This window comes from Streptomyces sp. ID05-39B, assembly GCF_033794725.1.
Taxonomy (GTDB): Bacteria; Actinomycetota; Actinomycetes; order Streptomycetales; family Streptomycetaceae; genus Streptomyces; species Streptomyces bobili.
This window is the reverse complement of sequence record NZ_JARGEF010000258.1, coordinates 1-10,972: the sequence shown is the minus strand read 5'-3', so window position 1 is coordinate 10,972 and position 10,972 is coordinate 1. Positions and strand designations below refer to the sequence as shown.

Below are 10,972 nucleotides of genomic sequence, written 5' to 3'. Positions count from 1 at the left end.
GTCCCTCCCCTCGGGAGGTTCCCCGCCCCCCGGTGCAGCGCTGTTCCTCCCTGCGGGACGCCCCCCTGCGCATGACATCCCGGCTATTGCAGAGCTACTTGAAGAGTTCGCCTCGCAGAGGCAGCGGACCCGTATGTCCGGCCAGACTCCGAGGTGCTCAGGAACCCGTTCGAAACCTCAGGCGCTCTCGGCGCCGAAGACCCTCTCGGGCCAAAAGAATTGATCACCCCCACGTCTGGCGCCGGGCACGCGGCTGCTGCCAATCCCTGACACCGGACCCATAGATCATTTCTATCGCTTCGTGTTCGAACAGCTGAAGCACGGTCAATCTAGACCATCGCGACCAGTATGAAGAGAGGGTGTGTGTAATTTGTGTTCAAGCTTTAGGACTTGATCCACAGATCAGCCATCTCCTACGGCTGCCTTCACGCCACAGCGAGCACCGGCAGTTCGCCGGACCCCCGGGCGCCGGCTCCGCGCGGCGGCGATCGGCGAGCCGCAGAGGGCCTTCCGCAGCGCCCGGCCGGGCAACACTCCCTCGGTTCGTACACAACGCGATGCCGATCCGGGCACCCGAGGGCGCGCAGCGATCGACGCCGACGACATGGAGCCCGGCTTGATCGCGTCGGTGTGCGCCGCCACGCCCAAGAACGAGCGCGACCGCATCGAGGACCGACCGGACGCACAGAGCGACGCCGGCCCGGCGCCGACAAAGGGCCCGTGGACACGACCAGCCGGTGCTCGATGCCTGTGACCGTGCTTCAGCAGGCCGCCGCACGGACGCGTGTGGTGACGCGGGCGGTACGCCTGCCGGGTGAATCGCTCCGCCGGGTGCCGCGTCGCGGGGGGTGACGGGGTGTCGATCGTCCGATGAGTGGAATGGATGTGTGGCCCCGTTCAGGCAAGCCGAATGCAGTGTGTCATTGGAGGACTCCTTGGGCAGCACACATGTTGGCGTTGGTATCGGGCTGGTGGTCGGTGTCCTGGTGTTGCAGGGCCCGGTCGCTGCCGCAGCCGGCGAATCCCGTCTCGACATCCACTCACGGCCGGGATCTTCCGGTATCACGGTCACGGTCAGTACCACCGCGTGCGGCGCGGAGGTCTACGGAAAGGGTCAGTCGGAGGTGGCGGGAGCCTTCCACCTCTTCGAGGGGGAGCGCAAGGGCGTCCTCACCGGCCGGTTCGTGGTGCCGGAGGGGACCGAGGCCACCACTGACACGGTCACGGTCAAGTGCCCGCCGAGGGTGAAGCTCACCGACTCGTACGCGTTGACGGCGCGCCGGCCTCATGGCGCTGTCGAGGCCGGTTTCGGCGACACCGACGACACAGCCACACAGCTCGCCGTGGGCGGGGTGCTGATGGCCGCGGGCGCGGCGGGCTGGCTGGTGCGAGTGCGTCACCGCTCGCAGGCCGCCCGCACATGACCCCCGGTGCAGCACCGCACCGGCTTGTGGTGGCTGCCTGACCGGAAGCCGTGTGGCAGGGCTGTCCGTCTTTCCCCCGGTAGTGAGCAAGAGGCTGGATCATGATGGCCCCTGGGCATCAAACCCGCGCGTCCTCCCCTTCCTACGTCCCCTCGGTCAAGCTGGTGGCCTGGACGTTGGTGACGGGTGCGCTGCTGGTGAGCGGTGCGCTGCACGAGGTGCGGCCACCGCAGCCCTCGACGGACCAGGCCTTGTCCACCCCGGCGGCTCCCGCCGTCGCTCCCACAGCGGCGGCGGCGACAGGCCTGGCCGTTGAGCCGCTGCGGCCGGCACCACCGCTGCGGCTGCGGATTCCGGTCATCGGCGTGGACGCCCCGATGAGCAGTCTCAGCCTCGACGCGTCCGGGGCGCTGCAGCCGCCACCCGCCGACAACCCCAGGCTCGTCGGCTGGTACGGCGGGGGCACATCCCCCGGATCGGTCGGGACAGCCGTCACGACGGGCCACGTGGACCTGCCCACCGGCGGACCCGGGGTCTTCTACGGCCTCGGGTCCGTCGCCAAGGGCAACACGATCGAGATCGACCGGGCGGACGGCCGTACCGCCGTCTTCACCGTCGACGCCGTCGAGGTCTACGACAAGGAGCGATTCCCCGACGACAAGGTCTACGGCGGTTCCGACCGCGCCGAACTCCGCGTGATCACCTGCGGCGGCGGCTACACGAAGGACACCGGCTATCTGAGCAACGTCGTCGTCTACGCGTCGCTCGCCGCCGTGCGATAGGCGGGTGCCGCCCACAGCGGACCGGTCGCACCGGGCAGCCACGACCGAGCCGTTCCCCTCGATCGACGACCTCGGTGGCGGCGTGACGCCGTGATCCGCAGCAGTGCCGTTGGGGTGGGACACGACTCGCGCCGCCCGCCGCCCGCCGCCCGCCGCCTGCCGCCTGCCGCCCGGCGTCGTTCGGTTCGTCGTTCGTCGCCGCTGTGCGGAGCGAGCTTCATCCCCTTGGGAGATCCGGGCAGTTCCCTGCCGGTTTGTCCCGCGCGTCGGCCGGACGGCGAGTCCGTCAGCGCTCCGCGGGATCTGGAAGGGCTCAGTGGCGCGGACTAGCTGCTGCCGTGCCGAACGGTCTCAGTCCCACCGCCCGAGCACTGCGTACCCTGGAGATCCTTCAGGCCCGCTCCGGCACGACGGCCGGCGAACTCGCCGTACGGCTCGATGTCACCGAGCGAGCCGCCCGCCGGTACGTCGCGATCCTCCGCGAGGCGGGCATCCCCGTGCGGTCGGCCCGTGGACCGCACGGCGGTTACCGGCTCGGGCGCAAAACGAGACTGCCGCCCGTACATTTCACCCAGCCTGAAGCCCTCGGCCTGGTGATGGCGGTGCTCGGCGGCCCCCCGGCGGCGGCCGACGGCCTGACCGGCAGCGCGCTGGACAAGGTCGTCAACGCCCTGCCGGAGAGTGTCGGCGAGGCGGCTCTGTTGCGCGAGTACACGGCGGCGGCACCGGATCCGCAGTCGGCCCGCCCCGATCCGGCCGTCACCGGTGCACCGGTGCACTGGTGGACGCCGTCGCGACCAGCAGCCGCGTGTGGGTCACGTACTGCAGCGAGGCCGGCAACGAGTGGGAGGCGCCGGTGGATCCCGCACCGACTGGCTCGCACGGTGGGAATGCGAACTCGGCCGGTCCCGTCCTACGAAGGTGCCTCAGCAGATCTTTGAGGACAATCGAATGTTTCTACGCGTACCGTTGAGTCCAGCTACATGGATCCCCTGTGACCATCCACCTCATCCAGGCGATCGGTGAGTGCCCATCCCTTACAGGTGGTGAACCCTCTACGCGTAGGGCCGGATGGCCACCGTGACATCCATGGTGAAGGCGTTCGCCCCGGTGGCGGAAGGCAGGCCCAGGGCCCGGTCCAGCGTGCGGCTCAGCGGTCCGCAGCCGCTGGTCCGCGGGGCGGTGAATGCCACGTCCTGGGCGCCGAAGGTGACGACCAGGGGCTCCTTGGATATGACCCGGGTGGGAACGGTGTCCTTGAGTACCAGGTGAACCGCGTTCTCCTCGCTGCCCACCGAGCAGTGGGACGGCGACAGGGCAGGGAACCTGTGCGCCCAGCCCAGGGCGAACCTGATGTCGAACTCGCCGCGCCGGGTGTCGTCGGACAGGAAGTCCGAATAGCCGCCGTACTGCGGGGTCAGGGTCAACGGGGTGCCGTCCACCCTGATCGGCGCAGCGGTCATCTCCCCGAAGACCTGGCGGAATTCACCGTCCACGCGGCCTTCCGCAAACGTGATCTTCATTGGTTCGGTGAGCGGCTCGTCGACGGTGCCCATGCGTAGATGTCCCGTGGCGTGCATGACCTCGCAGCGCCAGGTCCCGGGGTCCGCACCCACGGGCAACTCGTCGACGGCCGGACAGGCGGAGAAGTCGAACTCGGGCAGGTCCGCGGCCCGTTCAGTGCTATGTGTCGGCGGTGCGGCGCCCAGGGCTAGTCCTGCAAGCAGTGCGGCCGCAAGGGCACTCGTGAAGCGCTGGAGTGTGCGGCGGTTCATGGTCACTCGGTTCGGCGTCATGCCGACAGTATTGCAGAGATATCTCTGCAGAGGAAGGTCTGCAGAGCTTCCGCTGTGATTCGGATAGGCTGGCGCCATGACAGAAGAGCGGAGAGCGGAAGCCGCAGCGCGGCGCACGGTCGACAGCCCGGAGGTGCTCAAGGCCCTCTCGCATCCCCTGCGCCTGCGCATCCTGCGCCACCTCAGCGCGGCGGGCCCCGCCACCTCGACCACGCTGGCCACCGCCCTCGGGGAGAACACGGGGACGCTCAGCTACCACCTGCGCATGCTGGAGCGAAGCGGCCTCATCGAGGACATCCCCGAGCGCTCCACCGGACGTGAGCGCTGGTGGCGCGGAGTGCGCGGCCTCGACATCCGCAGACCGCCGCAGGACGACCTGACGGAGGCCGAGCGCGCCATGTCGGCCGAACTGGACCGGATGAGGATGGAGGAGGACGTCGATCTCGCCCGTAGGTTCACCGCCGGACAGGCGGAGTCCGAAGGCTGGATGCGAGGTTCACGCAGCCTCATTCACCTCACGAAGAGTGAGCTGGACGCGTTCCACGACGACTATCTGGAGCTGCTGGCACGCTATGCCCGAGGCCCCGAGGACGCCCCCGCCGACGCACGCCCCGTACTTCTCCGCTGGTTCGGCCTGCCCGCTGACTGACCGACAGCCGGCCGACGACTGCGTGACAGAGGGCGCCACCAGCAGCAGCTCCTCCGGATCAGTCGAACCGATTCGCGTCGAGGGCGGTCGCGGCGCCGGCGCCGACCAGTGCCCAGGGCTGTAGCAGCCACATACGGACGGCACGATACGGACGGCACGTCCTCACCACGAGGCCGAGTACCGGGGGCGACAGGTACGACGTGCGCGCCCACGCCCACGACCACCGCGGCCGGCGAGGTGGCGGCGTAGGACGCGGGCGCCTCGAACGCCGCCCGCTGTGACAAGCTGTGCTTCCCACTGCCCAGTCCCAGGAGGTCACCATGGCTGCAGAGTCTCCCCTGCCCGAAGGCTCGGAGCCGGTCGACGGCGAGAGCAGTTCCCTCTCGCCCGACGAAGACGGCCAGTACGACTTGAAGCGCAAGTTCCGGGAAGCGTTGGCGCGCAAGCGCGGTATGCAGGCCGACGGTACCGACGTCGCCGCGAACACCGACACGTCGAAGATCCACGGAGCGCACGGCCCGGCCGCGAGTCAGCGGTCGTTCCGTCGCAAGAGCGGCGGCTGAGTTCCCAACCGGCCTTCAGAGGCACTGGCCGCAGGCGTAGGCAGCGGAAGCTCGGCGATCTCGGACGACGGATGACGACGTGGCGGCCCGGCCCCGCCGGCCCGGTGTGATCTGCGCATTTCTCAACGCAGCCGAGGTCGCGTCGCGGCTGTTGCGTGCGCCGGTGCCGGTACCTGCTGGACGTTGGGAGCAGCCGGGTGCCCTGGCCGAGTTCAGGGTCAGTGGTCTGGCCAGGTATCTGGCCCGGCGGTCGTCGACGTCGAGCGTTGGAGGGCGAGCGGCCAGCGGCGGGTGGGACGCCTGTTGATACCGTCGGGTGCGTTCCTGTCCGGCACCGGCCCGGCACCGCATCCTCCGGAGGATGCGGTGCCGGGCCGGTGCCGCGGGGTGGGGGAGCAGAAGGCGGCAGTGGGCTTGCCCCCTGGCCCGCCGCGAGCGCACCACGGATCCGGCCGCTGCCTTCTGGACGGACAACGGCGTCCTGCGCTCGCTCGACCAGGATGCCGTTCTGCGAGCCGGCACGTGCGCGGACCGGTGGCACCAAGTGGAATCCGGTGATGTGCTTGCTGCCTGAGGGGGGAAGGCCGGGGGCCGCCGGACGGGACCGCGACGCGGCCGTCGGAGACAGTGTCGGGATGCGGCGGCCCACGAGCAACAGTATTGGCGGGAAAGCCCCCTGACGCACCGTCTGGCCATTCGTTCGAAACTTGCGAAGGGCCTAGGATCGGGTGCCCTTGGGGGTGGGACTGTGGTCAGACGGAGTTCGGGCACGCCGACGCTGGAAGAGGTCGCCGCGCTTGCCGGAGTGGGCCGGGGCACGGTGTCCCGGGTGATCAACAACGCGGCGGGCGTCAAGGAGTCCACGCGCCTCGCCGTACGGCGCGCCATCGACGAACTGGGCTATGTGCCCAATCTGGCGGCGCGTTCACTGGCCGGGCGACGTGCGGACGCCGTCGCGCTGGTGATGACGAACACGGACTGGCGGTTGTTCGGGGAGCCGTTCTTCTCCGAGGTCGTACGGGCGGTCGGGGACGCCCTGTCCGGCACGGCGGTGCAACTGCTGCTGACCCTGGTCCGCACGGACGAGGAGCGGAAGCGGTTCGTGGAGTACGCACGCGGCGGCCGGGTCGACGGAGTGCTGCTGATGTCCGTGCCGGCCGAGGACCGTCTGCCGGACATGCTCGCCGACGCCGGGCTGCCCACGGTCCTGCTGGGCCGGCGCTCGGGCGACGAGCGGGTGACGTATGTGGACGCGGACAACGTCGGCGGGGCACGCGCGGCGGTCCGTCATCTGGTGGCCGGAGGCCGGAAGGCCATCGCGGCCATCACCGGGCCGCCCGACATGTACGTCGCCCGGTGCAGACTGCGCGGTTACGAGGAGGCGCTGGCCGAGGCGGGACTCGACCACGGGTCTGCCCTGGTGGTCCAGGGTGACTTCACCGAGGCCAGCGGGCGCCGGGCGATGGCCCGGCTCATCGGGCGGCACCCGGAGGTCGACGCGGTCTTCGTCGCGTCTGACGCCATGGCCGCCGGGGCACTGGACGCTCTGCGTGCGGCAGGGCGCCGGGTGCCGCAGGACGTGGCGGTGGTCGGCTTCGACGACTTCGAGCTGGCGGAGCAGACGAACCCGCCGCTGACGACCGTCCGCCAGCCGCTGGACGAGATCGGCCGGACGATGGTGCGGCTCCTGCTGGAGGAGATCGAACAGCCGGAGGTGGCGTGGCGCCACGTGATCCTGCGAACGCAACTGGTGACGCGCGAATCGGCATGAGTTCGCCAGGAGTGTGCTGAAGTGGCCCGTGGCCCACGGCAGGCTGGTGGCGCGGGAGTCGGAACGACTTCCTCGATCATGGCCTGAAGAGGCCCTGGAGCCCATACACCCCTGGTCTCATGAGCCCCTGGGCTCAACGCCTACGGCGACCGGCCATGAGGATCCGCCGGACGCCGGACGCCGGACGCCGGACGCCGGACGCCGGACGCCTTGTCGGCCTGCCACGGCTCCCGCGTCGCTCCACCCCGGCACCCCCTCGTCGCCCCACCACCGCCCCCGCGACGACCGATCCCGGACCCGACGTCCGCGGGCGCGCCACAGGTCCACGCCGGCCGGCCGCAGCAGCTCCTTGGAATGACGAAGCGAAAGTTTCGGGAGCGCTCCCAACTCCCTGGCATATGACGCGTGTTGACCGTCTCATTTCCTTGCCGCCGCTGACCTGTGACTTCGAAATCCGTTCGACACATTCGGTTCCCATGGGTTGCCAGGGACGCGAGCGCCTCCTAATGTCCCACCGGAACCATTGATGGGAGCGCTCCCATCTGGGCGGTCCGGAAGCGCTCCCGTTTCCCCGTCCGCTCCCTCCAAGCCGGTTGTCCCTCCCGGAGAGGCCCCCATGCGACCGTTACCGCACCGCCCCAGAACCGCGCGCGGCCTGATCGGCGCGCTGCTCACCGCTCTCGCGACCGTCGCCGCTCTGGTGGCCGCCGCCCCGGCGGTCCAGGCGGACACCCTGATCTGCGACCAGTTCGGCTCGACCACCATCCAGGGCCGCTACGTCGTCCAGAACAACCGCTGGGGCACCAGCGCCCCCCAGTGCGTCACCGCCACCGACACCGGCTTCCGGCTGACCCAGGCCGACGGCTCGGTACCCACCAACGGCGCCCCGAAGTCGTACCCCTCGGTGTTCAACGGCTGCCACTACACGAACTGTTCGCCCGGGACCAACCTCCCGGCGAGGCTCAGCGGCATCGCCGGCGCGCCCAGCAGCATCTCGTACGGCTATGTCGGCGATGCCGTGTACAACGCGTCGTACGACATCTGGCTCGATCCGACGCCGAAGACCGACGGGGTGAGCCAGACCGAGATCATGATCTGGTTCAACAAGGTGGGCTCGATCCAGCCGATCGGCTCTCCGGTGGGTACCACCACCGTGGGCGGGCGCAGCTGGCAGGTGTGGACGGGCAGCAACGGGTCAAACGACGTGATCTCGTTCGTCGCCCCCTCGGCGATCCCCAGCTGGAGCTTCGACGTCATGGACTTCGTGCGGGAGACCGTCCGCCGCGGCATGGCGCAGAACAGCTGGTACCTGACGAGCGTGCAGGCGGGGTTCGAGCCCTGGCAGAACGGTGCCGGGCTCGCGGTGAACTCCTTCTCCTCGGCCGTGAACCTCGGTGATCCGGGCAACCCGGGCGACCCCGGGAACCCGGGCGATCCGGCGACGGCCTGCAAGGTGACGTACGCGACCAACGTCTGGACCGGTGGCTTCACCGCGGACGTCACCGTCACCAACACGGGTTCGGCTCCGGTCGATCCCTGGAAGCTGGCGTTCACCCTGCCCTCGGGGCAGCGGATCACCAACGCCTGGAACGCCGGCGTCACTCCGTCCACCGGCGCGGTGACGGCGACCCCTCTCGCGCACAACGCGCGGATCGCGCCCGGCGCCGGACAGACCTTCGGCTTCCAGGGCACCTACAGCGGCTCGTTCAGCCGGCCGGCCGGGTTCAGTCTCAACGGCACCGCCTGCTCGTGAGGCGACGCCACCCGCGTCAGCGTGCCCTCGTGATCTGAGCCGCGGCCGCGTCCGAGCGTTCTCTGATCTGAGCCGCGCCCGCGTCCGAGCGCTCTCTGATCTGAGCCGTGTCCGCGTCCGAGCGTTCTCTGATCTGAGCCGCGCCCGCGTCCGAGCGCTCTCTGATCTGAGCCGTGTCCGCGTCCGACCGTTCTCCTGGTCCCGATCCCACCCGGCGCCCCGCCCGTTGCGGGTCCCGCCCCCTCGTCCTCCCACGGTGACGGGGCGGGACCCAGGACGACCCACTGTGCTCCTCCGCTCCTCCGGCCGCACCCGGAAAGGCCCACGCCATGAGCCAGAGCCTCGCCCCCGCTCCCCGCCGCCCCGCGATCGTTGCCGCGCTGTGCGCCGCCGCCCTCACCCTCATCGGACTGACCGGTGCCGCACCGTCCGCCCAACCCGCCGTGCCCGCCGCGGCGTTGCCGTATCAGGACCCGGCGCTGCCCGTCGCGGACCGGGTCGGCGACCTGCTGTCCCGGATGTCGCTCGACGACAAGCTCGGGCAGATGACGCAGATCGAGAAGGACTCCCTCGTCCCGCAGTCCGACCTCGCCGCCTACCGCATCGGCTCGGTGCTCTCCGGCGGCGACTCCACCGTCAGCCCGAACAACGCCCAGACCTGGGCGGACACCTACGACTCCCTGCAGCGAACCGCCCTGGGGACCTCGCTCGGCATCCCCCTCATCTACGGCATCGACGCCGTGCACGGGCACAACGCGGTGCGCGGCGCCACGATCTTCCCGCACAACATCGGCCTCGGCGCCACCCGGGACCCCGCACTGGTCCAGCGCATCGGCCGGGCGGTCGCCGAGGAGATGGCCGGCACCGGCATCGACTGGGACTTCGCGCCCTGTCTGTGCGTGGCCCGCGACGACCGGTGGGGCCGCACCTACGAGTCGTTCGGCGAGAAGCCCGAACTTCCCACCTCCATGGCCACGTTCGTCACCGGTCTGCAGGGCGCCACCCTCGGCGCCGACCCGGCCTCGGTGCTCGCCACCGCCAAACACTACATCGGCGACGGCGGCACCACCGGCGGCGTCGACCAGGGCAACACCCAGCTCACCGAAGGGCAGTTGCGCGCCCTCCACCTGCCGCCCTTCCAGGAGGCGGTGCGGCGCGGCGTGGGCTCGGTGATGCTGTCGTACAGCAGCTGGAACGGCGTGCGCTCGCACGCCCACAAGTACCTGGTCACCGATGTACTGAAGGGCGAACTGGGCTTCACCGGGTTCGTCGTCTCCGACTGGGCCGCGGTCGACCAGCTCGACGGGCAGTCCGGCTTCACCGGCGCCGAGATCACCACGGCGGTCAACGCGGGCGTCGACATGGTGATGGTCCCGTACGACTACAAGAAGTTCCTGACCCTGCTGCGCGGCGAGGTGAGTGCCGGGCGGATCTCCCAGGCCCGGGTGGACGACGCCAACCGGCGCATCCTCACCAAGAAGTTCCAACTGGGCCTGTTCGAGCGGCCCTTGACCGACCGCTCGTACACGTCGGGGGTCGGCTCCGCCGCGCACCGGGCGATCGCCCGGGAGGCCGTGCGCAAGTCACAGGTGCTGCTGAAGAACGACGGCGGGATCCTGCCGCTCCCCAAGGGCGCCAAACTGTTCGTCGCCGGCAAGTCCGCCGACGACATCGGCAACCAGAGCGGCGGCTGGACCGTGGGCTGGCAGGGCCGCAGCGGCCCGGTCACCGAAGGCACGACCATCCTCCAGGGCATCCGCGCCGCGGTCACCGATCCCTCGCAAGTCACTTACGACCGCTACGGCAACGGCATCGGCGACGGCTACACGGCCGCCGTGGCCGTGATCGGCGAGACGCCCTACGCCGAGGGCCGCGGCGACCGGCCGAACGGCATGGGCCTCGACCAGGAGGACCTGAGCACGCTCGCCAGACTCAAGGCCGGTGGGGTACCCGTCGTCGTGGTCCTCGTCTCCGGACGGCCGCTCGACATCGCTACCCGACTCCCCGACTGGCAGGCCCTGCTGGCCGCCTGGCTGCCCGGAACCGAGGGCAACGGCGTCTCCGACGTGCTGTTCGGCGACCATGTCCCCACCGGCAAGCTGCCCATGACCTGGATGCGCGGCGTCTCCCAGCAGCCGATCAACGACGGCGACGGCCAGACCCCGCTCTTCCCTTACGGCCACGGACTCACCTACGGCGCCACCCCCGACGTGTACGAGCGGTCGGTCAAGGGC

The 10,972-nt window shown here is 70.2% G+C and carries 8 protein-coding genes and 1 pseudogene; 8 read left to right on the top strand and 1 reads right to left on the bottom strand.

Features of this window, described 5'->3' with window-relative positions:
- The first annotated feature begins 935 nt into the window (after positions 1–935).
- The 3 genes and pseudogenes from P1P75_RS34785 to P1P75_RS34775 form a co-directional block, all read left to right on the top strand.
- On the top strand, positions 936–1,424 hold the full coding sequence (locus P1P75_RS34785; RefSeq protein ID WP_319263023.1) for a sortase: 489 nt from the start codon (positions 936–938) through the stop codon (positions 1,422–1,424).
- Between the two features lie 104 nt (positions 1,425–1,528).
- Complete coding sequence (locus P1P75_RS34780; protein WP_319263024.1) at positions 1,529–2,206, top strand: class F sortase; 678 nt, start codon at positions 1,529–1,531, stop codon at positions 2,204–2,206.
- A gap of 338 nt (positions 2,207–2,544) precedes the next feature.
- Positions 2,545–3,071 (top strand): annotated as a pseudogene (locus P1P75_RS34775) (helix-turn-helix transcriptional regulator); the annotation flags it as partial.
- Between the two features lie 190 nt (positions 3,072–3,261).
- Here the strand turns inward: P1P75_RS34775 and P1P75_RS34770 are convergent.
- Entirely contained in the window at positions 3,262–4,002 is a 741-nt protein-coding gene (locus P1P75_RS34770) for a hypothetical protein (RefSeq protein ID WP_319263021.1), read from the bottom strand.
- Positions 4,003–4,078: 76 nt separating this feature from the next.
- On the opposite strand from P1P75_RS34770, the gene P1P75_RS34765 reads away from it, so the two are divergent.
- The 5 genes from P1P75_RS34765 to P1P75_RS34745 all read left to right on the top strand — a co-directional run.
- A complete protein-coding gene (locus tag P1P75_RS34765; protein ID WP_319263019.1) occupies positions 4,079–4,651 on the top strand; it encodes a helix-turn-helix domain-containing protein in 573 nt (190 codons plus the stop codon).
- Positions 4,652–4,971: 320 nt separating this feature from the next.
- Positions 4,972–5,214 (top strand): DUF5302 domain-containing protein, encoded by a 243-nt coding sequence (locus P1P75_RS34760; protein ID WP_319263017.1) that lies wholly within the window; start codon positions 4,972–4,974, stop codon positions 5,212–5,214.
- A 748-nt stretch (positions 5,215–5,962) separates the two neighbouring features.
- Positions 5,963–6,985: a LacI family DNA-binding transcriptional regulator gene (locus P1P75_RS34755; RefSeq protein ID WP_319263015.1), complete on the top strand. Its 1,023-nt coding sequence runs from the start codon at positions 5,963–5,965 to the stop codon at positions 6,983–6,985.
- 616 nt (positions 6,986–7,601) lie between these two features.
- Positions 7,602–8,738 (top strand): cellulose binding domain-containing protein, encoded by a 1,137-nt coding sequence (locus P1P75_RS34750; RefSeq protein ID WP_319263013.1) that lies wholly within the window; start codon positions 7,602–7,604, stop codon positions 8,736–8,738.
- 329 nt (positions 8,739–9,067) lie between these two features.
- A partial coding sequence (locus tag P1P75_RS34745) for a glycoside hydrolase family 3 N-terminal domain-containing protein (protein WP_319263011.1) occupies positions 9,068–10,972 on the top strand: 1,905 nt, incomplete at its 3' end.